At 41.6% G+C, this 23,515-nt stretch carries 20 protein-coding genes and 1 pseudogene; 6 read left to right on the top strand and 15 right to left on the bottom strand.

Annotated elements, in window-relative coordinates:
- Window positions 1–1,206 precede the first annotated feature (1,206 nt).
- Window positions 1,207–2,412: a histidine kinase gene (locus HWQ39_RS21300; RefSeq protein WP_292849325.1), complete on the top strand. Its 1,206-nt coding sequence runs from the start codon at window positions 1,207–1,209 to the stop codon at window positions 2,410–2,412.
- A gap of 52 nt (window positions 2,413–2,464) precedes the next feature.
- On the opposite strand, the gene HWQ39_RS21295 is transcribed toward HWQ39_RS21300, so the two are convergent.
- On the bottom strand, window positions 2,465–3,493 hold the full coding sequence (locus HWQ39_RS21295; protein ID WP_292849323.1) for a PleD family two-component system response regulator: 1,029 nt from the start codon (window positions 3,491–3,493) through the stop codon (window positions 2,465–2,467).
- On the bottom strand, window positions 3,481–3,681 hold the full coding sequence (locus HWQ39_RS21290) for a hypothetical protein (protein ID WP_292849321.1): 201 nt from the start codon (window positions 3,679–3,681) through the stop codon (window positions 3,481–3,483). The genes HWQ39_RS21295 and HWQ39_RS21290 overlap by 13 nt, the downstream gene beginning before the upstream one ends.
- 586 nt (window positions 3,682–4,267) lie before the next feature.
- Here HWQ39_RS21290 and HWQ39_RS21285 point away from each other — a divergent pair.
- Window positions 4,268–4,528, top strand: a complete 261-nt coding sequence (locus HWQ39_RS21285; RefSeq protein ID WP_292849319.1) for a chlororespiratory reduction protein 7 — start codon at window positions 4,268–4,270, stop codon at window positions 4,526–4,528.
- A gap of 161 nt (window positions 4,529–4,689) precedes the next feature.
- On the opposite strand, the gene HWQ39_RS21280 is transcribed toward HWQ39_RS21285, so the two are convergent.
- Window positions 4,690–5,259, bottom strand: a complete 570-nt coding sequence (locus HWQ39_RS21280; protein WP_292849317.1) for a DUF2854 domain-containing protein — start codon at window positions 5,257–5,259, stop codon at window positions 4,690–4,692.
- 375 nt (window positions 5,260–5,634) lie between these two features.
- Here HWQ39_RS21280 and HWQ39_RS21275 point away from each other — a divergent pair, with 375 nt between their 5' ends.
- Window positions 5,635–5,808 carry a hypothetical protein gene (locus tag HWQ39_RS21275; protein ID WP_179066585.1) on the top strand — a complete coding sequence of 58 codons (174 nt, stop codon included), beginning with the start codon at window positions 5,635–5,637 and terminating at the stop codon, window positions 5,806–5,808.
- A 130-nt stretch (window positions 5,809–5,938) separates the two neighbouring features.
- Here HWQ39_RS21275 and HWQ39_RS21270 read toward each other — a convergent pair whose 3' ends face one another.
- The 3 genes from HWQ39_RS21270 to ppk1 form a co-directional block, all read right to left on the bottom strand.
- On the bottom strand, window positions 5,939–6,355 hold the full coding sequence (locus HWQ39_RS21270) for a response regulator transcription factor (RefSeq protein ID WP_292849314.1): 417 nt from the start codon (window positions 6,353–6,355) through the stop codon (window positions 5,939–5,941).
- A gap of 305 nt (window positions 6,356–6,660) precedes the next feature.
- Window positions 6,661–7,917: a reverse transcriptase domain-containing protein gene (locus HWQ39_RS21265; protein ID WP_292849540.1), complete on the bottom strand. Its 1,257-nt coding sequence runs from the start codon at window positions 7,915–7,917 to the stop codon at window positions 6,661–6,663.
- A 732-nt stretch (window positions 7,918–8,649) separates the two neighbouring features.
- Window positions 8,650–10,818, bottom strand: a complete 2,169-nt coding sequence (ppk1, locus tag HWQ39_RS21260) for a polyphosphate kinase 1 (RefSeq protein ID WP_292849312.1) — start codon at window positions 10,816–10,818, stop codon at window positions 8,650–8,652.
- A gap of 749 nt (window positions 10,819–11,567) precedes the next feature.
- Between ppk1 and HWQ39_RS21255 the strand changes: the two genes are divergently transcribed.
- Together HWQ39_RS21255 and HWQ39_RS21250 are read left to right on the top strand one after the other, a co-directional pair.
- The gene (locus tag HWQ39_RS21255) at window positions 11,568–12,107 is read left to right on the top strand and encodes a hypothetical protein (protein ID WP_292849310.1); all 540 of its coding nucleotides are present in this window, start codon (window positions 11,568–11,570) and stop codon (window positions 12,105–12,107) included.
- 149 nt (window positions 12,108–12,256) lie between these two features.
- Window positions 12,257–12,457, top strand: a pseudogene (locus HWQ39_RS21250) (cation transporter dimerization domain-containing protein); the annotation flags it as partial.
- Window positions 12,458–12,643: 186 nt separating this feature from the next.
- Here HWQ39_RS21250 and HWQ39_RS21245 read toward each other — a convergent pair.
- The 8 genes from HWQ39_RS21245 to HWQ39_RS21210 form a co-directional block, all read right to left on the bottom strand.
- Complete coding sequence (locus HWQ39_RS21245) at window positions 12,644–13,048, bottom strand: response regulator (protein WP_292849308.1); 405 nt, start codon at window positions 13,046–13,048, stop codon at window positions 12,644–12,646.
- Between the two features lie 1,099 nt (window positions 13,049–14,147).
- The gene (gene guaA / locus HWQ39_RS21240) at window positions 14,148–15,770 is read right to left on the bottom strand and encodes a glutamine-hydrolyzing GMP synthase (protein WP_292849306.1); all 1,623 of its coding nucleotides are present in this window, start codon (window positions 15,768–15,770) and stop codon (window positions 14,148–14,150) included.
- A gap of 228 nt (window positions 15,771–15,998) precedes the next feature.
- A complete protein-coding gene (cbiD, locus tag HWQ39_RS21235) occupies window positions 15,999–17,114 on the bottom strand; it encodes a cobalt-precorrin-5B (C(1))-methyltransferase CbiD (protein ID WP_292849304.1) in 1,116 nt (371 codons plus the stop codon).
- Between the two features lie 139 nt (window positions 17,115–17,253).
- A complete protein-coding gene (locus HWQ39_RS21230; RefSeq protein ID WP_292849302.1) occupies window positions 17,254–17,628 on the bottom strand; it encodes a DUF1304 domain-containing protein in 375 nt (124 codons plus the stop codon).
- A gap of 85 nt (window positions 17,629–17,713) precedes the next feature.
- The gene (locus HWQ39_RS21225) at window positions 17,714–18,775 is read right to left on the bottom strand and encodes a lipase family protein (protein ID WP_292849300.1); all 1,062 of its coding nucleotides are present in this window, start codon (window positions 18,773–18,775) and stop codon (window positions 17,714–17,716) included.
- A gap of 101 nt (window positions 18,776–18,876) precedes the next feature.
- The gene (locus HWQ39_RS21220) at window positions 18,877–19,173 is read right to left on the bottom strand and encodes a hypothetical protein (RefSeq protein ID WP_292849298.1); all 297 of its coding nucleotides are present in this window, start codon (window positions 19,171–19,173) and stop codon (window positions 18,877–18,879) included.
- A 16-nt stretch (window positions 19,174–19,189) separates the two neighbouring features.
- The gene (locus HWQ39_RS21215; protein WP_292849296.1) at window positions 19,190–19,786 is read right to left on the bottom strand and encodes a DUF3177 family protein; all 597 of its coding nucleotides are present in this window, start codon (window positions 19,784–19,786) and stop codon (window positions 19,190–19,192) included.
- A 480-nt stretch (window positions 19,787–20,266) separates the two neighbouring features.
- Complete coding sequence (locus HWQ39_RS21210) at window positions 20,267–20,512, bottom strand: Calvin cycle protein CP12 (protein ID WP_292849294.1); 246 nt, start codon at window positions 20,510–20,512, stop codon at window positions 20,267–20,269.
- A 372-nt stretch (window positions 20,513–20,884) separates the two neighbouring features.
- Here HWQ39_RS21210 and HWQ39_RS21205 point away from each other — a divergent pair, with 372 nt between their 5' ends.
- Complete coding sequence (locus HWQ39_RS21205) at window positions 20,885–22,117, top strand: FIST N-terminal domain-containing protein (protein ID WP_292849292.1); 1,233 nt, start codon at window positions 20,885–20,887, stop codon at window positions 22,115–22,117.
- Between the two features lie 87 nt (window positions 22,118–22,204).
- Here the strand turns inward: HWQ39_RS21205 and HWQ39_RS21200 are convergent, their stop codons facing one another.
- On the bottom strand, window positions 22,205–23,332 hold the full coding sequence (locus HWQ39_RS21200) for a metallophosphoesterase (RefSeq protein WP_292849290.1): 1,128 nt from the start codon (window positions 23,330–23,332) through the stop codon (window positions 22,205–22,207).
- Between the last annotated feature and the right edge of the window lie 183 nt (window positions 23,333–23,515).

The raw sequence follows: 23,515 nt of genomic DNA, 5'->3' as shown, positions 1-23,515 counted from the left end.
TACTTGCTAGATAAGAGTTTTATGATTTGGGAGTTCGGAAAAAGTTTAGTTCTTAGATCAAGGCGAAAGCCGCCGACTACGAACTGATCAATACTAGATTGTGAATCAATAGGTCGCGCCCTTTGCAATTTTTTAGAGAGTTATCTAAATATTCCATTGCTAGAGTGGATAACTAGCTTTAATCTGGTTCCAGATGCACTAGTTGTAATGCGATGCCTACGGCGGGCAAAGCCTACGCCAAGCAACTGAAGTGATAGACTATGACTAAAGCCCCCTAGCCTCACCCAAGAAGGGGAAATTAAGTTCGCTAACCTGGCTTATAATCAATTTTGGAAATTATTCATCTAACGATGGTAAGCTGAGTAAGGCAATATCTGGAAAATGCCAATGTTAAGCAATTCCAGAAACTTAGCGTAAGTTCATTATTCTTGGCGACTGGGGTAATAAGCAAAGTAGCTGAGTGTCGCAGCAGTTTTCCTAGTATCTCTAAATTGATTTTCTGGAGAAAATACTACTTATGCTATTGTCAAGAGTTTCTTGACAGCCTCGAAAGCAGTGAGTGCTTTCTTTAAAAGTGCGTAATTTACCGACGTAGGCATCGCCTCTATGTTATCTAAAACTTTTCCTCAGATAACCCATCCCCTCTTCTTCTGGGAAGGATGGGAGTTTTTAAAGGACAAAGCTGGGCATAAGGTGTGCTTCGCAAGTTATAGAGGCAGTACGCAGTTAGCTATGGCTGTTTTACCAATCATTAGTAGGATCAGGTAAAGGCAGGCAAAAAAGACACTTCATCGAATGCATTGGCGGTTGAGAAAACCCTCTACAAAATTGGTCTGAACAGTTAACAGCTTCCTGATAAATTAGATACAATTAGCATCTGTGTTTACTTGGGTGATTGCTTATTCAAAGCAAGTACTCGAATTGACAAGCTGCTTCACTAACCGATTTGACATAGTAATAACGTTTTCACCTGCTAACTCTGGCGAAAATTTTTAATTCAGGGCAAATTAAGACTTATATTCAAGGGGCTTGGGTGTTTCTTGGAGATGAAGTTAAGCAAAAGGCTGAAAAAGATGTATCTGATGTCAAAAATGCAGATCGGATAGGAGTATGAAAATCTAAAATATATATTAAGAAGAAAAACAACGACCATCGACAACCGTCAGTCCATTTTACTTTCTGTAAAGCGTCACCGGGTTGTTACCAGTGCTGAAACACGATTACATGCAAGTTTCCCAGGATCAGCCGATTCATTCTGAGGCTCCACTCCAACTGCTGCTGTTCGTCGATGGACGCCCCAAGTCCCGCCAACAGGTACAGCGAATACGTGCTTACTTAAAAGAATTGCAGGCTGAGTATAGTTTTGAACTTCAAACTATTGATGTTGGACAACAACCTTACTTAGCAGAACACTTCAAATTAGTAGCAACGCCAGCTTTAATCAAAATCCATCCCGAACCACGACAGGTTTTAGCTGGGAGTAATATCATAGCGCAATTGAAAAACTGGTGGCCTCGCTGGCAAGCTGCTGTAGACGCCTATTTAAAATTACAAGAAGACTTACAAGAACGTATAGATGATACTGCAAGGGCTACATCACCCAAATCTACTATCCGTTCTGTTGCTGTTTCTGCTGAACTAATCCGACTCTCAGACGAAATTTTTCGCTTGAAACAGGAAAAAGATAACCTCCAAGAGCAGTTACAGTTTAAAGATCGGGTGATTGCAATGCTGGCGCACGATCTCCGCAATCCGCTAACTGCTGCCGCGATCGCCATAGAAACTCTTCAATCTAACTACAATTTAGATACAGGGCAATTTCAACGCCTCAAACCATCCTTGACCGCACATCTCTTAAAACAAGCCCGTAATCAAACTAAGGTTATCGATCGGATGATTGCCGACCTTTTGCAGGTAGGTCGTGGCAAAGATATAGAGTTTCCAATTTTACCACAAAAAGTACAGCTAGGTAAACTGTGTATAGATGTACTAGAAGAATTGTGCGATCGCTATACTGCCAAATCCCAAGAGGTAGAAACGGATATTCCCAGTGACTTACCTTATGTCTATGCTGACCCAGAACGTATCCGGCAAGTGCTAGTAAATCTGTTGGATAATGCCATCAAATACACCCCAGAAGGTGGCAAGATTAGCATTGCTGGACTACACCGCACTACTCAAAAAGTTCAGTTTAGTATTGGTGATAATGGGCCTGGTATTCCTGTAGAGAATCGCGATCGCATCTTTGAAAACCACTTCCGCCTGCAACGGGATGAAGGTACAGAAGGTTATGGCATTGGTCTTTGTCTATGCCAACGTATCGTCTTAGCACACTATGGCCAAATTTGGGTAGACTCTGCCCCCAATAACGGAGCATGGTTTCACTTCACACTACCAGTTTATCCTTCTTAGTCATTGGGTATGGGGCATTAGGGCTTGGTCATTCACAAATGACAAATGACAATTAAGTACTTGAGACAAAGCGATCGCGCCCCCCGGCCTTTGCTTGATACAGTGCTTTATCTGCCAGGACAATCAAATCCGAAGGTGAGGATTCCCAAGTGGGGACAAGAGTTGCCACGCCCATACTTAAGGTGACATGCTCACTCACCAGAGATCCGTCATGAACAATTTGCAAATCTTTGATTCCCGCTTGTATCGTTGCAGCAACGTGAAGTGCGCCAGATGCAGGAGTGTATGGCATAATCACAGCAAATTCTTCGCCACCATAACGCGCTACTAAATCCTGATGTTTTTGTGCCTTAAGACTTAAGACAGCACCCACCTTTTGTAAACAGACATCCCCAGCTGGATGGCCATATCTATCGTTATAAAACTTAAAAAAGTCGATATCACACAAGATCATCGACAGAGGAGATCCCTCTTGTGCGAGATTAATCCACTGAGTATTGAGATAATCGTCAAAGCGGCGACGATTAGCCAACTCAGTTAAGCCATCTACATTGGCCAGGTGATGCAAAGCTTCGTTTGCCGCCTCTAATTGTTTGTATACTTGCGCTTGCTGTAACAGTCGGCGTAATCGCTGGCGCAATACAGGCCAGTGAATTGGCTTAGTAACATAATCAGTTGCGCCGGCGTCAAAAGCACGGTTTACGGAATCCTCATCATCCAAGCATGTGATCATCAAAATGGGAGTGCGCTCCCATATCTTGGATATAACCGTATTGTTAAGGGCCGAGTCACTATCAAAGTTTGCAAGGGCTGATATTAAATTATTCCTAGCAATCTGGAGCAAGTGCTTACAGCAGGTAAAGCCATCCATTACAGGCATGACAGCATCTAGCAAAACTATATCTGGTTTGATGGTCTCATAAGCATCTAAACATTGCTTGCCATCATTGACCTCGATCACGCGATAACCTTCTTGTTCCATCGCTTTACGCAACAATACGCGCATGGTCTTGTCATCATCAGCCACTAGAATCAGTGGCGGTTGCTTAGTAGAAAGAGGAAATGGGCTTATGCCTGACATGAGTTGCCTTCCACTTGCGGGACTATCCTGAAAAAGGCTGTACAACTCGATCGCATGGAGGCGATCGCTATTTTCATCAATGCCAGGATTTGCGGCAGAGGTGTGTCTAGCTTCACAATCAACTGTTTTTTGACAATGGACTGCTCAATGTTCTTGAGCCAAGCAAGCGGTAGATAACTAAGTTGCATAGACAATCTATAATTGGAACGCGAAGGCAATTATTACCTTTTTGTTCGGCTGTGGTTATGGGAGGAAATGTTACTTTTATATTTCCCAATTGTTAAAGTTAAATTACAATTTTTTTGAGAATTGCAAATGGACACCTTACGCATTTAGTTTTGGAGTTACTTTAGAAACCCAGTAAGACAGAACAAAGTAATTACCAAAGTGCCCTCAAAAAATAGCTAATAGTAAGTTCTCAGAGCGGCTGACTTAAATTTATTCAGTCTATCCGGTAAGGTTTGCTGGGGTTTAGTATAATTATATAAAGTTGAGATTAAGCCTGTACAAGGCTTGATTATGCATTGACTCTAGGTTAATAAATTAAGTAAAAATTCTTATTTAGTTGTATTCAGAATATTGAGTTATAAAGAAATAGATTTTTTGTTAAAAAATGTATACAAATATACTAAAATTAAATTAATATATTGAACAACTAAATTTTAAAATTTATCCACAGACTGCACATTAAAATTGCCATCTTATTAACTAAACAAACAACAAAAAATTGTTTCAAAAAACTCCAAAACTATTTACCTCCACTAAATCCTTAAAATGCCCGACTCATTAATGTATCAGCAGGATAACTTTGTTGTTCTAGAAACCAATCAACCAGAACAATTTCTGACACTATCAGAGTTATTAAAAAAGCTCGAAACAACTCTTCAAAAACTCATAATTCAAGATTTGGCGCCTGACCTACAAAACTTGGATACTGTGGAAGCTCAAGCACAATATTTGCTCGACACCACTTGCGAATTAGATATCGGCCCTGGACAATATTTACAGTGGTATGCAGTTCGTTTAGAAAAGTAACTTTTTGGTCAGTGATGAAGAAAATCCCAAAAAACAAATTTTTCAATAGTTAGTAAGGTGGAATCCTACTTGCCTAAACTGCCTAGATAGTCGGCTTCTTCAAGAAGTCGGCTATCTAAATTGTAGATAAAGGCATGGAGTTAGAGTAACAATAATTTTTGTTATTGACTACTGACTAAGGACTCTTTTTGAGTATTAATCAGCGCTAGCTCAATTGTATTTTCAGACGGCTGTGTTATTTGAATCTCTAATCCAGGGCCAAAATAATTAGTCATTTTTTCCTGCTTTTTTTGCCACACATCAAATGGTATTAGCGGTGAATCAAATTCTAGAATTAGGGCATAGCTCCCATTCACTTCTGTTTCTCGCAACCCTGTTACGGTTGGTCGTTCCTGGTCTGTGGGACTCAAACCTAGAAAAGAAAGTGTTGTATCTAGATGAGCGTCTTGACCATAGCAATATCGGGTGATGTCTTTGCGAATTTTATTTTGAGTTTCAGTTGCTTGCTGCTGGCGTAGTATCAATGCTGAAGGTGATGTCGTTTGGCTAAAAGGTACTGGCTTAAGTTCATTAGCTTTTAGCGCCAGCCCTCCCAACAATAGAGGAATCCCGTAAAAAAATCCGACAAGATTGAGTGTGGCATTATTATCAGCATAGGCGATGAAGCCAATGACGGTTAATATACCGCCGATAGTTAAACCGAGTGTTCCTAAAGAGATTTGGCGTAGCATGAGCTTAAATTAGTATAAAGTCAGAATACCTTAGTTTTATTATCATCGGCTATGAGCAACAAATTAGGGAAGAACATCGTTCGTATCTGGTAAACTGTTCCATCTTTAAATTGCATAAGCTGGGCGCTCATGTTGCCCACCCCACAAGAGTTATGTTTAATTCGATTCTGCAAATTAGATGTTTTTTAGCTGAGTTAAAAGGGCAAATTCTGTTTGTCCTAGCTCTTTGACACGTATGAGTCGGGTTACGGAAGATACAGAGAGTTTCTAACAAAGAAAAGTTACTCTCGTGGACTACTAAGGGCGTATAGTGGCCAAAATATTAAATTTTGAGTTAACTTTAAATTTAAAGGTAGTTAAAGATAGGAAAAAATAATGGATTTACAGACTATAAAAGAACGAATTGTCGCAGTTCAAAGTAAACGGGAGTACCTGTTAAGCTTACTGGAACAACCAAACCTGGGAACTTTGAGAGTTGACGTAAATCAAGCTTTGGAAGAACTAGATGAATTAATTGATGAATTTAGACGCACCATTCCTGTAGAGTAGAAAATATCAAAAATTGCGTCGGTTTAACCCTCAACTTCAGGCTATACCGACGCTTTTCATTACTATCATGTCCTCAAATCCCCAGAATTAAACTAAACCTGAGTTGGCGAAGCAACATAGCTTAATCGGTTTATCCTGCTGCTGAATCATCTCCTGCACGCTTACCTAATTGTCTAACTAAGGCAATAAGTTCACTTGTAGGTACATCTTTCTTACAAACGTCATCAAAGCTAGACATTTCTTTTGTACCGTGGAAATTCACGTCTTCCACTGAGGAGTAAGCAAGGATTTGGGTGTTGGGAGATATAGCTTTAATGTGACTAGACGCACTCCAGCCATCCATGATAGGCATTTGTAAATCTAGAACAATTACGTCAGGATGGCAACGTTTAACCATTTCTATAGCTTCTTCACCATTACTAGCTAAACCCACTACTTGAATATTTTCCTGGCAAGAAAAAACCAGTTGTAAGGTTAAACGAGTCAGTTCGTGGTCATCAACTACTAGAACACGCAAGGTAGAAAGCTCACAGGATAACATTAACATTGAGGGGAAAGACAAATTTATTCAGAGTAACCCCTCTAGTTTATGAGAACAAGTATCAGCACTGACTCTATCCTATGGTTGAATAACTTGTGTGAACCCATGACAAAATACCTAGACAACTGCTCAAAAAATTCCGGTTTTCCAAAAATAACTAAGTTGAGCTAGTTATCAAGGTATAAGTCAATACGCTTGGGTTAAGGCTTTACTCTTTGTCAAAGTGGTTGAGTCGATGGAGGATATTATTCCCCGCACCTCTCAGTTAAATCTGGGCGTGCGACTTTCACCGCACCCAGCTTCCGATGTTCTTAGCTTGCGCCTTTGCTCATGTGTTTGTAATCGTGGCAACTCTCATGAATTGCTTCAAGATTATTTTTCTTCCAGTTGGCATGATTTCCATCAATGTGATGCAGGTGAACCCGTTCCTCATCAATGAACTTTAAGCCGCAGGAAGCACATCTATGGTTTTGCTTTTTAAGAGCAATAGAGGTTCCGCCGCCGTAGAGCTTGCTTTTGCGTTCGCTCCAGTAGGTTGTATCTCCGTCGTAGGGTGATTTAGTTCCTTTGACAGAAACATGTTTGTTTTCGGAGTAGGAAACTGTTGGGAATGCTTTGTCTAGTAATTTCTTGCTAGAATAGCGGTCTTGCTTGGTTTCCTTGCTGAATACCGTGTAAGCTCTTTTTTCGATGTGATATAACGAGTTTCTAGACCCGTCCATCTTGCAGAACTTATGGTAGTTTCTCCAGCCTCTAACTACCGGGGCTAATTTCTCAGCCTTTGTGGTAGCACCATAGTTCGAGTTGTTGACGATGTGTTTTACTTTCTTACGGAATGCCTTGAAGTTGTCCACCGAGGGAGTGCTTCTAAACTTTCCGTTTTTCTGGACTTTAAAGTTCCATCCGAGGAAATCAAACCCATCTGTCGTGGCGGTAACTTTGGTTTTCTTTTGGCTTACATTCATTCCGCGTTTGCGGAGAAACTCGCTGATTCTCTCAAGTATCTCTATTGCGTCATCTTCGGGTCGGAGTATAATAACCATGTCATCCGCGTATCGGATCGATGGTTCGACAATATGCTTTTCTGAGGTATTGTCTGTTATTCTCCTTCCCCGTTTGTAGTCTCGATGATATTTGTGAATATCTTCGATTCCGTTGAGCGCGATATTTGCTAATAGTGGACTAACTACTCCCCCTTGAGGTGTACCCTGTTCGGGGAATTCTGGATTAACCCCCGCCTTGAGGCATCGGAATATTCCGAGTTTTAAGCCTTTAGGGGCGATGAGTTCGTCCATTATTGCTGAGTGATTAATCCTGTCAAAGCATTTTTCGATATCGAGTTCTATAACTCTTTTATCTATTCCGTTGCTTTGTGAGCGTAGGTTATCAAAGATGTACATTTGTGCATCATGGGCAGAGCGCCCAGTTCTGAACCCGTAACTCCTGGCGTGGAAAGTGGCTTCGTGTGCTGGTTCTAGTGCGTATTTTGCGAGGCATTGCCAAGCTCTATCCGCGATGGTAGGTATCTTAAGCATTCTGGTAGTCCCGTCTTTCTTAGGGATGGGGATTCCTCCGCTCGTCTGGGCTACTTGGGGAACGAAAAGCCCCTAGACCCACAACTCGTTTTTATTCGTTCCCTCGGAGAGATTGATAGTTCCTTTAGGCGTGGTCAATTCAACTACTGGATTCCCTAGACTCTTGCCGCTATCAAAGTTAAAATGCGGCGGGAATTGATTCTCCAGTGAAGTCAGGGATTTTTGTGTTGCGCCCTGCTTTTACGTAAGTTGCTTTTCTAGACCCGGTTTCGCCGTAGGAACTCCCTGTTAGCGCCAGTGTCAGCCCGCAACGGCTGTCTGTTTGCGCCCTGTTCCCAGCTTCACTCTACAAGAACCGAGCTTGTTCGGTGTGGGCAGGTAAGGAGTCAATTCTGAGTCGGAATGGCAAGACTTGCACTTGCATCTGACCGAGAGTTCAGCCTTTAATGACAGTAATCTGCTGTCAGGCTGGCTTAGTTATGTACGGGCTGATACCGTGATTCACTAAGCAACGAATCGCACAACTTTTTTTAACGTAGACGCCAAGGGCAATAGCGTAGCGTTAGCGACGTTAGGAGCGTCACCCGCAAAGGACGCATACTCCTATGGGGATCTTGCTACGCGCAACGTCTCGTAAGAGTTGGACGCAAAGAAAGAGAAGGAAGAGAAGCTTAACTAAACTGTATTGAGGTATAAGTAACTGATTTTTTAACGCTTCGCAGAAGTCTGCAACCTCAGCGAAGCAGGTTGGATTGCTTCACTCAATCAGGAGGCTACACCAGTTGAACGTAATGCCATGTTCATAATAATTTTTTGTGAGTTAGCTTCTGGAGAATCATCATAAGGACGACGTTGAATATAACTGCCATCGGCTTGTAATTCCCAAGCTTGGCGATTGTCTGCGAGCATAATTCCCATAATTTCTTGCAAATCTTTTGCAATATCTGGGTCTTTGACTGGGGTAATTACTTCGACTCGGCGATCTAGGTTGCGGCGCATCCAGTCGGCACTACCGATATAGATTTCCTCTTGGGTATTGTTATGAAAATAATAAATCCGAGAGTGTTCTAAAAAGCGACCGACAATGCTAATGATGCGAATGTTTTCACTAATGTCTTTGATTCCTGGACGCAAACAACAAACGCCTCTGATAATTAAGTCGATTTGCACTCCGGCGCGGGAAGCTTCATATAGGGTGGCGATAATTTCTGGATCGACTAGGGAATTCATTTTGGCAACAATGCGTCCAGAAAATCCATTTTGAACATTTTCAATTTCGCGGTTAATTAGTGCCAAAAAGCGATCGCGCATATTCACAGGCGCAACCAGCAACTCTCTATAAGACTTTTGCAGGGAGTAGCCTGTCAAGAAATTAAATAAATCTGTGATGTCAGCACCCAATTCTTCACGGCAACTGAATAATCCTAAATCTGTATACACACGTGCAGTTTTGGGGTTATAGTTACCAGTGCCAATATGTACGTATCGACGTATCCGGTCTTTTTCACGCCGTACTACCATAACGGTTTTACTATGAGTTTTCAGCCCCACTAAACCATAGACAACATGAACTCCAACTCTTTCTAGTCGTTTTGCCCAGTAAATATTATTTTCCTCATCAAATCGCGCCTTTAATTCCACCAGTACGGATACCTGCTTGTCATTTTCGGCAGCAGCAATTAAAGCGTTGACGATGGGCGAGTCACCAGAAGTCCGGTAAAGGGTCATCTTGATGGCTAACACATTCGGGTCGTAAGCGGCATTGGTAATAAAGCGCACTACTGTAGCTGAAAAGGATTGATAAGGATGGTGTACTAGCAAATCCTTTTCCCGAATCACAGCAAAAAAGTCTTTTCCTTCGTCCGTCTCCAAAACATCTGGATCTAAACTCGGTTCTCTCAGCCTTTGCAGGCGTAATGGGACAACAGATTGGCGTGGTGGATCTTTGAGTTCTGGTAATGGCAAGGCCATGAAATACATCAAATCCCGCAGTCCCAAAAGACCGTCTACTTCGTAGAGATCGCTTTCTGTTAATTCTAAATCTTGCAATAATCGCGATCGCACTATTTCAGGAGTCTGGGATTGAATTTCTAGCCGGACTGGACTCCCACCCAACCGCCGTTTTCGCAATTCCTGTTCAATGGCTAACAGCAAATCATCTGCTTCATCTTCTTCTAGTACTAAATCAGCGTCACGGGTAATGCGGAACGGATGATATTCTTGAATATTCATTCCTGGAAATAGAGATTCCAAGTTATGAGCGATCACCTGTTCTAAAGGTACTCCAGTCCAGTTGGTGGGTTTGTCGCTGTTCTGATCTCCCAATTCTGGCGGTATGGGTAAAAATCGTGGTAGAACGCTAGGGACTTTCACTCTGGCAAATAATTCTTCTTCGGTGTCTGGGTTTTTGACGACAACAGCCAAATTCAGACTGAGATTAGAAATAAAAGGAAAAGGATGACTAGGATCAACAGCCAAAGGAGTTAAAACAGGAAAGACTTGTTCCTCAAAATAACTGTTGATATGAGTTCGCTGTTTTTGATTTAAATCTATGTAATCCAGTATATGGATGCCGTTATTTGCTAATAAGGGTCGAAGTACTTGCTCAAAATGTTGGTGTTGTTTCTTGACGTGGGGAATGAGGGTAGACCTAATATCGTCTAACTGTTGTTGTGGTGTGCGACCATCGGGAGTTAACAGAGTAACTTTCGCCTCTACTTGTTGCTTTAAACCAGCAACCCGCACCATGAAAAACTCATCCAAATTCGAGTTAAATATTCCCAAAAACTTGAGGCGTTCCAAAAGAGGCGTGCGATCGTCACAGGCTTCATGTAACACCCTGCCATTAAATTCTAGCCAGCTTAACTCTCGGTTAAGATAATATTGTGGATCGCTGAGATTGATGGGGGTAGCGCTTTTCTTAGATTTTGCCATAATGACCTAAAGGCAGCAAATGTAGCCCATTGGACTGGGGGACAATAAATATAGTAAGTTAAATGGTGCTTGAGCATAACGCTGAGGCAATTTTTTGCTGTGCTGATTTTCTACCTTGCTACTAGGGACAAATATTTGACCTTACTTACATTCCTCTCTCCTAAGAAATTTTTGGTTTTGCGATCGCAGTTAGAGAGGCGCGATAAATCGCCGTGTGTACAAGGAATTTATCTATCAATTATTTATTAACAGACTACTAGCGGGTGCTTCGCGATCGCGCAAAGCGTTTTTTTCCGAGAATCATTCTACCCAACCCATAACTAGATTTTATAGCCCGTTTCAATTGTGTGGAATATGGTGGGGTATACAGTTGTGCATCCCTACAAATATTGCATCTAGACAAGAACCGCAATAAGTCTGGGGAGTCAGATTGTTGTCAATAGCATACTACCTATAAAGATGCACTGAAGATTTAGCAAAGATTATGTATGATATGGGCATTTCATGACAACTTGTGACGAATTATTAAGCTGTATTTACAGAGAATTATGGTGTATGAGCGGTCTAAAGCCTTACCTCAATTGTTTTCTAGATTTTGTTCTCCAAAACACTAAAATTGGTAATTATTGCCACAATTATTATACAGGCATTAAATAGATAGAAGCCTCGCTATAGCTTTCTTTTATTAAGGTTTTGCCGCTATCGTTCAGTTCCACACTCACAATTTTGTCTATTAGTTTTTTTAATTTATGACCGCTGAAATTTTGAAAAATTCTGGTATTGTTACTGAGAGTTTTCTGGAAAGCAATGGTTATATTGAAAACGCAAAGATAAACAACACGATGAGTTTGTTAATCATGAAAATTTCTGCGATCGTTAAAGGAAGCATCTGCTTGTTAGGTTTGGTTAGCGTTGGTAACATTCTGGCTGCACCAGCAAGTGCAAATCAAGCAGCAGCCCGTGGTGCAGTAACTCTTGTTAGAGCTTCAGGCGCTTCTATCAGTGTTAGTGGTGAATTAACTTTGCCCAATAACGCGTACTTTCCTGGCCCTTTAACAATTACACCTCTATACGGTACTGGTACACCACTTACAGACGATGAAACCATACTTTCTTTGGAAATAGATCCAGGCACAGCTGATATTACAGCACTTTCTACTATCAGCAATCCTTTTGTAGCTTCAGCAGCAGCAGCATTAGATGATGCTGTTTCAAATGGTGATATTGGCGCACAAGCAGCTATCATTCGGGCTGGTGCTGGTGCTAATGGTTTAGGCGGTTTAGAATAAATTGAATTTTTGTCTCTTAAGTACTTACAAATTTTTCTGCAACTGAGAGAACAGTTGAATACATTTCAAAAATAGGGAAGAGAAACAGCAATGCTATATCTCTTCCCTATATTTGTTTGTCTTTACTACATTCCCATCGCAATATTTCAGGTGTAATTAACTGTCATGCGATCGCTTCTCGCGGTGTTCTTGGTCGTCAAGTGTTCATTGAAATGCATTTAATAGTGGATGCAGCAGATGTAGAAACCGCTCACCACATCACCGAAGAAGTAGAAAGCCGATTAGAAGAACGATTCCGTCCAGTGAGAATCTTAATTCACGTCGAGCCACCAGCATATAAATCTGAGTAAATTAGTTTTGAAACGAAGGGATTGGGGACTGGGGATTGGGGATGGTGGAGCCCCCTCTGGGGATAAGGGGTAATGGGGATTGGGGGCTGGGGAAGACCCAAGGGAGAAAAGTTTTCCCCTCTGCCCCCTGCACCCCGCCCCTCTGCCTCTTTTCAATGCCCTATTCCCAATACCTGTATCTTTGTGTCAACTTTTATAAGATGCAACCAAATTAGCAACGATCGCAACTAGTTCTCCTGGATCAACCGGTTTAGGCACATGAGTTTGAAAGCCTGCTTCCAAAGCGAGGCTACGATACTCGCTATCGCCATAAGCAGTTAAGGCGATCGCGGGTAGTTTTCCATAAATATCAGGCTTCAGCGCCCGAATCTTGCGGATAAGAGTGTAGCCATCTTCACCAGGCATCGCAATATCACAAATCAAGACATCTGGATGCAACTCAGGTAGTACTTTCAATGCTACCGCTGCTGATGCAACTGCCGTAATTGCGGCTCCATCAGCTTCCAACACGGTAGTAATGTAAAAACGGCTATCATCATCATCATCAACTACGAGGATGTTTAAGCCAGCAAGGGGAAGAGCAGGTTCCATAACATCTCCATAAACGTTGATTTAATGAAACTTATTTCTAATAATTTGCTTATTATTTTTTATGTCACCATCCCTTTGGTAATTTTACTGCGATCGCGCCTATTTTCCTAGACAATAACTCAATTTTTTTAACTACCATCCAATTGATGATTAGTTATTCATTGGTATTTATAATTATTGAGTAGATAAAATTATGTTAGTGTCTAAATTCCTTTATATTTAAAAAATTACCTCTCACGAATAGCTGAAATTCTATAGGAATAATATTTTATTTTTGAAAAGATACGTAGTCGCGTATCAAAGCTAAAATGTTACAAAAAAATTGTAGGTTGGGGAGCCACTGCGTTGCGCGGGTTCCCCGCGTTGTAGCAAGTGGTGTTGGAGGCTTTGCCAAAGCCAACATCGTGATATATGCTGGGTTCTACCCAACCTACGTCTAATGCACAATTTTTTTGCTTGCCACACCAGTAGTGTGCGCTATGCAAAACATTAACGCATTACAAATACTTATTTTTTTCAAAATCAAACTGGATTCCTATAGAATAATCTTGCTGATTAATAACCGCTTTATTACTAATACCAACTTAAGGTGAAGTTGCAGATATCTTGATCCCCCTAAATCCCCCTTAAAAAGGAGGACTTTGATAGACGTTTTTCCAGTTCCCCCCTGAAAAAGGGGGGCTAGGGGGGATCGAATTCTACGCAGCTTCATAAAGAATTGGTATAAGCTGTTCTATATTTAAATTGCATAATCTGGGTGCTCATGTTGCCCACCCTACAAGAGTTATATTCAATTTGATTATGCAAATTAGATATTTTTTCGCTTAACAGGTTTAGATTTTGATTGATGCTTTAAAAATTAAAGTTAGTAATACCAAAGTCAAAAAAATAGACAATACCGAGGCTTTAAACGAGTCAGTTCGGCATTGTCATTTTGAAATATAACTGAAGCGGAGGCGGAAACATGCCGCAAGTCTTAAATTAGGAGTCAGAAGTAAATTAGATTTTATCTTTGACTATTAACTTGCAAACTGCTGTATATGAATCTCAACTAATACAACTAATCTGAATTAGATGAAAGATTCATATCAAAACTTGATTACTCCCATTCAATGGTTCCAGGCGGCTTAGATGTGATGTCATAAACCACCCGATTAACGCCTTTGACTTCATTCACAATCCGCGTGGAAATCACTTCCAGGACATCGTAAGGCACTCTCGCCCAATCAGCAGTCATACCATCTTCACTAGTAACAATCCGCAAAACAATGGGGTAAGCGTAAGTACGTTGATCTCCCATAACGCCAACACTACGAATTGGCAGCAATACAGCAAATGCTTGCCAGAAATCATGATACATACCGCGTTGGTTAATTTCTTGCCGGACAATCAAATCTGCATCGCGCAAAATGTTTAATCGCTCAGATGTGACTTCCCCCAAGATGCGAATTGCCAAACCAGGCCCAGGAAAAGGTTGGCGTTGGACAATTTCTTCTGGTAAACCAATGGAACGCCCAACTTTGCGGACTTCATCTTTAAATAGTTTCCGCAGTGGTTCCACCAATTTAAATCTGAGGTCTTTGGGCAAACCACCAACATTGTGATGACTCTTAATTTTCACCGCTACCCGCTCACCACTTTGGGGATCAACATTGGTGTCAGCAGATTCGATCACATCTGGATAAAGAGTCCCTTGAGCTAGATAGTCAAAGTGCCCGAGGCGCTTGGATGTTTCTTCAAATACGCTGATAAATTCGTGTCCGATGCGGCGGCGCTTTTCTTCTGGATCTGTGACATCAGCGATCGCAGCTAAAAAGCGATCGCGAGCATTAACATACTCTACAGGAATGTGAAATTGCTCTTGAAACAGCTTTACCAATCGCTCCGGCTCATACTTTCGCATAAAGCCTTGATCGATAAATACGCAAGTTAGTTGCTCACCAATAGCTTTGTACAGCAAAAAGGCCAAAGTAGAAGAATCCACTCCACCAGACAGCGCCAACAACACCCGCTTTTCGCCAACTCTGGCGCGAATTTCTCGAACTGCATCTTCGACAAAAGCTGCTGTTGTCCAAGTGGGTTCGCAATCGCAGATATGGTAGACAAAATTACGAATTAATGCTATACCACCAACAGAATGCACCACCTCTGGATGGAACTGAACACCATAAAGTTTCCTTTCATGGTCGGCGATCGCAGCACAGGGAGTATTTTCGGTATGTGCTAGCAATTCAAACCCTGATGGCATTTGGGTAACTGAGTCTCCATGACTCATCCACATGGTAGTACCATCTTCGACATTAGTGAGCAAATCTGTGGGATCGTCAATATATAATGAGGCTTTGCCGTATTCACCTCGCTCGGCCTTTGCCACTTCGCCACCGAGTTGGTTTACCATCAGCTGCATCCCATAGCAAACACCCAAGACGGGTATTCCCAAATTCCAAATTTCTGGATCGCAATGGGGAGCCTTTTCACCATAAACCGAACTTGGGCCACCAGAGAGGATGATTCCCTTAGGATTGAGTTGGCGCAAATGTTCAGAAGTAGTGCGATAGGACAAAACTTCGGAGTATACTTGAGTCTCGCGGATGCGACGGGCAATTAGCTCAGAATATTGAGAGCCAAAATCCAGAATTACAATCAATTGACGATCAAGCCGCCCAAAATTTTCCAATGTTTGGGGCGCTTGTTCAGTTGGTAGAGTCACCGCTGTATTCATGACGGGAGAGTTATATCTGTTAAGGATAAGTAGATGCTTTGTGGTCTATGGAGATGCTATTATTCAGCCTGGACAGGCTGATAATGGTATAAAAAACCTTGACAAACGCGGCTTTATGTGCATTTGCCAAGTCCCGGAGTCGGAGATGGTATTAAAACGATAAATCTACCCTAGAGTGGTTACTTAAAGGATTATTTATTTGGATTGTTTACGATTATTCATAATAAATTAACATAATTTTCCCATCAACAGACCAGCAGTTTTACTCTTCACGATAATTTTGCGATCGCGATCGAAGAGAATAGAGCCACAGACTGTTACTTTTGTGCCGCTTTCGCTATGACTTTGAATGTATTCTTGGGAACGAATATCGATAGTTTCGGCGATCGCACTGTAAACTTGATTTACCCAATCACTACCAGTTGCAGCATCTAGGGATTTTAGATGTGTTAGTGCTGCTTCGGCGGTAGCACTGTTAAAGACGGCTTGGATATCTGGTGATTTTAAACCTGCGATCGCACAGTGCGCGGCCAAAATTTCCCGCCGTCCATCAGCTAAGTAGTGATGGGTATGAAAAATCCCGCCAGCCAGCTTCATCAGCTTACCGTGATAGCCAAATAATAAGATTTCTTTCACACCCAGCACATCAGCTTCTACTAACATTGGGCCAAGCCAGTTAGCAGTTTTGACTAATTGTTCAGGATTAATCCCTAGTTTACGCGCCAAATCTAGGCCATTCTCCCCGATACAGAATACTAAAGTTTCAAAATGACTGGCTTTATTTTGTAATTCCGCCCGAAAAACTGCAAGCTGATCGGGTGTACTTAAGGGTTGAGAAATGCCAGTTGTGCCTAAAAGCGAAAGTCCTTCAACCACACCAAAAGCAGAATTGGAAGTTCTAACAGCTAGCGATCGCCCTTCAGGTAAAATAATCGTCACCGTGATTTTTTGCCCCGGTGCTAGCATTCGTTGCAAATTCTCTTGCAACAGCCTTTGAGCATAAGCATAAATAGCCGGCTTGTCATCAGCGTTTAATTGCCTACCAATCCCTTCTCCACCTTTAATAATTACAGCATCATCACCCTGTTCTCGCCATTCCACCAATGCCCAAATCGGTGTATCTTTAGTCAGGTCGAGATTATCGCCAGGATCGCTGCGAGTTATTGCTAAAGCTGTATTCTCAGATAGTCCTGCTACCTGTTCAATTGGGATTTCTGCTATTTGAGCGGGTTTAATCAAATCTACAGAGGCAAAAGTTAGGGATTTGCGATCGTGTAACCAGTGTAAAGCTGCAACAGCAGCAGCACAGGCAAAGACGGGAAGTGTGTATCCAGAACGGGACATTTTTTAAATTTAAAAATCAAAATTGTTTGCGCCGCGGCAGTTAAACTTTGCCTCACTACCGAGATCGCAATACCGTCCACTACAGACGGTTGTTAGACTCCCCTAGTTTTCATGTTTCTCGCCACTGGTTTTGTTAGGCTTATCCCTTGACTTGAACAAAAGCCAACCAAACAAAAATCAACGCAATGGATGCAGGTAGTGTCTGAACTACAAGAGTTGTCTTTCTTAGAGTTAATGCACCAAAGATACCTGCAATCACAACACATACCAGAAAGAAGACCCGAATTGATAGGAAATCGCTTTTAGCAAATGCTCCCCAGATTAAGCCAATGGCAATAAAGCTGTTATATAGACCAGCATTTTTAACAATTGGAGCCACTTGGCCTGCAACGTCGGCTGTAAATCCAAGCCTTTGATGAACAAAAGGGTTTTCCCACAAAAATATTTCTACTACTGAAATAATAATATGCACGACTGCAACAAATGCAACAGCGATAGTGGCAATGATTTGCACTGCAAGATTCCTCCATAACCTAGCAATTATCCTTCCCTTACAATAGACTTCTTACAGTGTAAGAAACTCTATTTACTATAAATCCTTACTTAAATCTCAAGATTCCACGCATATAAATCTCTTCTAAATTATGGTGCTGCTCTAGAGCGGCTGCATGAATCGTAAAACAAACTGGTGTGCCAGTATGCACGTAATCTGGCATCCTTCTTTTCCGATCATTATATATTTCCCCGCTTCGGTTATACATTGCCTCAAAGAAACCAAAAAGTGGATTTGGATTTCTTGGTTTATCTACTTTTGAGGTCACTTCTCCATCCCCAATTGCTACCTCTTGTTGATCTCGTGGTAATGCTCTTGTTGCTTTGAAAATATTTCCTGTAGGAAACGGAATCATAGTTACAAAATCTTCAGTATTAGCAATTCTCCAATGCCTTACACCTATGTCTTGAAACTTAATAGCAAATTCTCTGTCTCCACATCGGGGGCTAGCAAAAGTATATAGGGTAACTTTTTCAGGCTTATTAAATTGGGTGTTAGTGAGAATATCTGGAATCGCTAAAGTTGCTAATGCAGCACCAAGGCTGTGTCCTGTTACAAAAATCCGAGAATCTTTATCACAGAGGTTAAGTACGTCAATCATGGCTTGGCGCAAGGCAGTATAGATTTGCCTAAAACCTACCGTTACACGACCAAAGCCATTAGCGTTGGGGATCAAAATTGGAGACTGGATTAGTTGTATTGATTCCCCAATGACTTTCAAAATATTCCCTTCTTGATTTTTGCCGTCACTATAGGAAACAAGCGGAATATTGGCATCTTTAAACCACTCAACAAAGGTTTTTGTACCCCTAAAAACGACAAATACATCATTACTACTGGCTTTAGAAGCAACAAAACCAAAGGGCATACTGTTCTCGTAAAGCTCACTCTTCAACTGATAATTTCCACCAAGCTGTAGTTGGCTTTTTTGCACAAGAGGTTTATTTGCTTTTTCGTCAGCAACAAACTGATCGAACTGCTTATATGCTTTTTGAAGTAATTCTGCTAACTCTTGAGCTATAGAAGCATCAAATCCTTCATACCGGGAGTCAAAAAGAGCTATATCTGCCCGTTCAAGTGGCCCATTGGAATTAGATAAAGAAGTCATCAGTTTAACCTTTGTAGCAATCTAAGGAAGTTTTCATTATCGCACCTTACAAGTGTTCTCTCAAAGTCAGCCTTTCTGCAAAATTACGAATTAGTAATTAGTTAGATTCCCACTTCTAATAATAGAGCTTCCATAGCTTCCCAAGAAATTCCTTGTTGAATATAACGGGGTGCTTCAGGATTGTAAGGACTGGCTACTCGGTCAATGTTGAGGATGTTTGCCCCATCTGGTAGAACTGGTACATCTGCATCAAATGCCGTTGGACGCATCAAACAACTGGAAAAGCCTTTGAAAATAGCGATTGTATCTTGCTCATCGGCAATTTCCACCGTTACAATTAGGACTTCTTTGGTGCGTTTAGCGGTGTATTGTTCCAGTCGCTTGCCAATGGGATTCATTTTTTTAAGATTAGGGTTACTGTGGTGTGGCTGAACGTCCCTGTTTGCCCAGCTTAATTAGAACAAAATAGCTTAAATAAAGCACATAAATTACTAAACTAGTTATGCCAAGAAAACCTAAAAACTCAGCTTTACTATTAGCATGAAAATATTCTTTGAATAGCAACGGAGCCTCGAACCAAACCTGACAATAGGAAGTCTTAAGCACATTGCCAGAAAAAGCACAACCCAAAAAAGGGATAAAGGCGAGTGTGCCCAAAAAACAATAAACAGTTGTCGCCCAGCGCCAAGAAGTAAAAATAAATTTCAACGAACCACTGGTTTGATACTCAATTTCATCGTTGATATCGACCCAGAACCATAGCGAAATCGGGATCAAAATCCGAGCCATCAACCCAGAAATAAAGCTAACTGGATACTGGGCAATCATTAAGTAAATCGTGATTGCCACTAGGCTTGCTACTCGCCAGTATATGCTCAATAAGCGTTGTATACCTTCTGCTTTTTGCACAAATGCCCAAATCAGAAGAATTAGCGGAATAATTACCAAGAATAATACTGATAGTCGGTAATCAATCCAGACGAAAGGGCGAAACCAAATATTATAGTCCATAGTTTTTCTCAAACAATAGATAAAAAAGAAGTCAGGAGTCCGAATAAATAAGTGGGATTTTATACCACTACCTGATTGTAGACTGCTAAATAAGGCAGGGGTATTAAACCCTTTTATTCAGGAGTGAGTCGGACTCCAATTCATCCTGAATTCTTCTTGATAATAGTTTATTGAACCTCGTATGACTAGAAGTCACGAGTATTACAAACAAATTTATAGGGGCGTACAGATGTACGCCCCTAGTGCCAATTATATTTGTTGTTTAATTTATGAAAATAGCAGCTTATGTCGTTGGCAGAAACATCTTGATTAAAATAAGGAATTAATTTTTTGTTTCCACTACTAAAATCAGGGGTTTAAGTAAAACGCTTGCAAGTGGAGGATATTGGGAAGTTTCCGTATCCCCCACTTTGGGCGTATTCTTTGTTCAATCCTGGTTGCTTGCCGACCAAACAACAGAAAATCCGCTTGCCTCAATTTTTAGTCGTCGTAAACCCGGCATTCAATTGCATCTGGGTTGTCATCACAATACTGTTCTAGAGAATTTTTTGGCTTGCTTTGGCGCTTGTGAGAAGCTTCGGCTTGCAATTCTTCTACTGCATCCCAAGCGGCAGCGCACTCTGGGGAGTTGCTACCGCTGATATCGCAAACAGTACGCGCTTGTTCTACTTCTTCTTGGATTTTCTCTTGGATGTCGCCTTTTGCTGTTTCTTGGATGTTGGTCATTGCTTGAGTCTCGTTGTGTGTTGTTAATACTAGTATAGAAAATGTTCAGAAATGGCAATTTTCTGCTTGATTAATAACCATTCTAACCATTTAGCCGATCATAAGTTAGTGCTTTAGACTATTGATTTATAACCATTACAGCAAGTTAACGTATCTATAAGGCATTTATCTTTATTTTTTAAGATTTTGTGGAATCAGTAGCATAGATAAATAATCATACAATATATTTAGATGCCTATATAGGGAATGACAACCCCAGCTTCTTGGGATGGTGGAGACAAAGGGCTGGTGTCAATTCTTATAAAATGCAATTCTTCCCAAAATCAAAATTCAAAACCTACTAGCCCAAAAAGAGAAAGAAGCTCAAAACTCATGGCAGACCAAATGCAGTGGGCAAATGCCCTATCAACCCGTCATTCTTTGGAAGCCGCTGTTACAGATGTGGTGGAACGTGCTGTCTCATCGTTAACGGCACCTGCGGATCTAGGACTGGTATTCATTTCGTCTGCTTTTACGAGTGAGTATTCCCGACTGTTACCCTTGTTAGCTGAGAAACTTTCTGTGCCAGTGTTAATTGGCTGTAGTGGTGGAGGTGTGATTGGGACGACAGTTAGCGGAGATACCCAAGAACTAGAAGCTGAACCAGCTATTAGCTTGACTTTGGCACATCTTCCAGGAGTGAAGATTCAAGTTTTTCATGTTGTTGCTGAAGACTTACCTGACTTAGACAGTTCACCAGATGCTTGGCTTGATTTGATTGGTGTGCCACCCTTCCCCACACCCCAGTTCATCTTACTTTCTAGTTCTTTCGCCTCTGGAATCAACAATTTGTTACAAGGGCTGGATTTTGCTTATCCAGGATCGGTGATAGTGGGGGGACAGGCTAGTGGTGGCGGTATGGGTGGTCGTGTTGCCTTATTTTGTAACGATCCTAGTAGTGAGGAACACCAAAATCTGTATAGAGAGGGTACTGTTGGTATAGCTTTGACTGGCAATATTGTTTTAGAAACGATTGTAGCTCAAGGATGCCGACCGATTGGCAAACCATTGCAAGTCACAAAAGCCGATCGCAATATTATTCTGGAGTTAGATGAAAAAGTACCTTTAGTGGTGTTGCGAGATTTGATTGCTAGTCTCAGCGAACAAGAACGGACTTTAGCACAGCACTCTCTGTTTGTGGGTGTGGCAATGGATGAATTTAAGTTGGCTTTGCAGCAAGGGGACTTTTTAATTCGTGGTATCCTTGGGGTCGATCCAACAGCTGGGGCGATCGCAATTGGCGATCGCGTCCGTCCTGGTCAAAGGCTGCAATTCCACCTCCGCGATGCCCAAGCCTCTGCTGAAGACTTAGAATTACTGCTGCAAAGTTATCAACATCAGCGAGAATCTGAACCCTCTGCCGTAGCTGCTTTGATGTTTGCCTGTCTGGGACGAGGTGAAGGACTGTACGGTAAACCCAACTTCGATTCGGAACTATTTCAGCGCTACCTTAACGATATTCCTGTAGGTGGCTTTTTCTGTGGCGGTGAAATCGGCCCTGTTGGTGGTAGAACCTTCTTACACGCCTACACTTCAGCATTTGGAATTTGTCGTCAAAATCAGTAATCAGTGCTGAGGCAATTTTCGATTTTGAATTTTGGATTGAAGGAAAAATCTAAAATCTAAAATCTAAAATCCAAAATTGAATGACTCCTAACTCTTATCCAGCAAAAGTGTGGTGTTATTATCACTCATCGTCAAATTTCCAGCAGTGGCGATGCCTGGGTTGGACTGTGATGCACTATATGTCTGAATATAACGCCGCACTTCTGCAGGAAAATGAGGATAATCTAAAACTGCATCACCATCGGCAATAGTCGCCCAGAAGTCACGTAAACCAGGAGCTAATTCTTTTGCTTGTGATAATGGTAAGTTTAATGGAGAGTGAGTTAGTAGCTTAATTAGGAAGGGGAAAGAGCGATCGCCCATCCATTGCCTTGATGACTGTTGCAAGTCGGGGAACTCCGGCACAGATTCAACCCGATGGGATAAAATTTGCAACCATTCTTTACCTTGGCGATCTTGATGAAACTCTAGCACCCGATAAGGGTGAGGGTAGCTCACTAAAGAGCCAGTGGTAATATCATAAACTCCATCTGAGTAAGCAATATCCTGAACGTGCAAATGCCCGGTAAACACTAGCTTGACTCCATAGCGCCTCAGCAATTGCAACAGTTCTGCGGAATTAGATAACATATAGCGATTTGCTAGTGGATGGTTCGACTGATTGGGCAAATGCTCCACCACATTATGATGCACCATCACCAGAACTAAATCATCACCAGACGCCGCTAGTACCTCCTCTAACCACCGTAGCTGTTTGGCATCTAAACACCCTACTTGCTCCCCCTGGTCATTAAAGGAGTTAGAATTCAGTCCAATCAGCTTCACTCCAGGTAGCAACTCACGAATGTAGTAAATCTGCTGTGGATCTTCATAGCCAAACTTTGTGTAATAGTAGGGAAAATCCGCAAAAGCAATTGATTGCTGATCGGCCAACAGTACAGGAACGTCATGATTCCCAGGAACAACATAGACGGGAAAAGGAAGTTCGGCTAAACATTGTTGCAACCAAGCGTGGTTTTCGGGTTCGCCGTGTTGGGTTAAATCTCCTGGTAACAACAGGAAATCTAAATCGAGTTGTATTAAATGTTCTAGTACGCTTTTAAACGCCGAGATACTTACTTCCACTAGATGAAAGCGGCTGGGATGATCCCAGATTGTATGGGGAAGTGCCAGGTGTAAGTCGCTGACTACCGCAAAGCGAAAATTGAGAGTCATTGATTTATGAAAATGTTAAAAGCAGGGGTTAAAACAAGTCTTTTTCCAAAAGTATAACGCTTGCTTTGTTTCTCTGCGTAGGAGTGCATCTACTTAACATTTGTATACATGAAGCAGCGATCGCACCCCATATACAAAGGAGATTTGGAATGAAATTATTAACTCATCCCCCGGTTTCAAGCT

It is taken from the genome of Nostoc sp. NMS8, assembly GCF_017115045.1.
GTDB lineage: Bacteria > Cyanobacteriota > Cyanobacteriia > Cyanobacteriales > Nostocaceae > Nostoc.
The sequence above is the reverse complement of the archived record's forward strand: the minus strand, read 5'-3'. Positions and strand labels throughout refer to the sequence as shown.

Excerpts from the sequence above, each read along its gene's own strand:
- HWQ39_RS21290 (WP_292849321.1), bottom strand. The coding sequence starts at position 3,681 with ATGCAACTTAGTTATCTACCGCTTGCTTGGCTCAAGAACATTGAGCAG.
- HWQ39_RS21205 (WP_292849292.1), top strand. The coding sequence starts at position 20,885 with ATGGCAGACCAAATGCAGTGGGCAAATGCCCTATCAACCCGTCATTCT.
- HWQ39_RS21275 (WP_179066585.1), top strand. The coding sequence starts at position 5,635 with ATGGATTTACAGACTATAAAAGAACGAATTGTCGCAGTTCAAAGTAAA.
- guaA (WP_292849306.1), bottom strand. The coding sequence starts at position 15,770 with ATGAATACAGCGGTGACTCTACCAACTGAACAAGCGCCCCAAACATTG.
- HWQ39_RS21200 (WP_292849290.1), bottom strand. The coding sequence starts at position 23,332 with ATGACTCTCAATTTTCGCTTTGCGGTAGTCAGCGACTTACACCTGGCA.
- HWQ39_RS21270 (WP_292849314.1), bottom strand. The coding sequence starts at position 6,355 with ATGTTAATGTTATCCTGTGAGCTTTCTACCTTGCGTGTTCTAGTAGTT.
- HWQ39_RS21280 (WP_292849317.1), bottom strand. The coding sequence starts at position 5,259 with ATGCTACGCCAAATCTCTTTAGGAACACTCGGTTTAACTATCGGCGGT.
- HWQ39_RS21285 (WP_292849319.1), top strand. The coding sequence starts at position 4,268 with ATGCCCGACTCATTAATGTATCAGCAGGATAACTTTGTTGTTCTAGAA.
- HWQ39_RS21210 (WP_292849294.1), bottom strand. The coding sequence starts at position 20,512 with ATGACCAACATCCAAGAAACAGCAAAAGGCGACATCCAAGAGAAAATC.
- HWQ39_RS21295 (WP_292849323.1), bottom strand. The coding sequence starts at position 3,493 with ATGTCAGGCATAAGCCCATTTCCTCTTTCTACTAAGCAACCGCCACTG.
- ppk1 (WP_292849312.1), bottom strand. The coding sequence starts at position 10,818 with ATGGCAAAATCTAAGAAAAGCGCTACCCCCATCAATCTCAGCGATCCA.
- HWQ39_RS21220 (WP_292849298.1), bottom strand. The coding sequence starts at position 19,173 with ATGAATCCCATTGGCAAGCGACTGGAACAATACACCGCTAAACGCACC.
- HWQ39_RS21245 (WP_292849308.1), bottom strand. The coding sequence starts at position 13,048 with ATGGAACCTGCTCTTCCCCTTGCTGGCTTAAACATCCTCGTAGTTGAT.
- HWQ39_RS21225 (WP_292849300.1), bottom strand. The coding sequence starts at position 18,775 with ATGACTTCTTTATCTAATTCCAATGGGCCACTTGAACGGGCAGATATA.
- HWQ39_RS21215 (WP_292849296.1), bottom strand. The coding sequence starts at position 19,786 with ATGGACTATAATATTTGGTTTCGCCCTTTCGTCTGGATTGATTACCGA.
- HWQ39_RS21255 (WP_292849310.1), top strand. The coding sequence starts at position 11,568 with ATGACCGCTGAAATTTTGAAAAATTCTGGTATTGTTACTGAGAGTTTT.
- cbiD (WP_292849304.1), bottom strand. The coding sequence starts at position 17,114 with ATGTCCCGTTCTGGATACACACTTCCCGTCTTTGCCTGTGCTGCTGCT.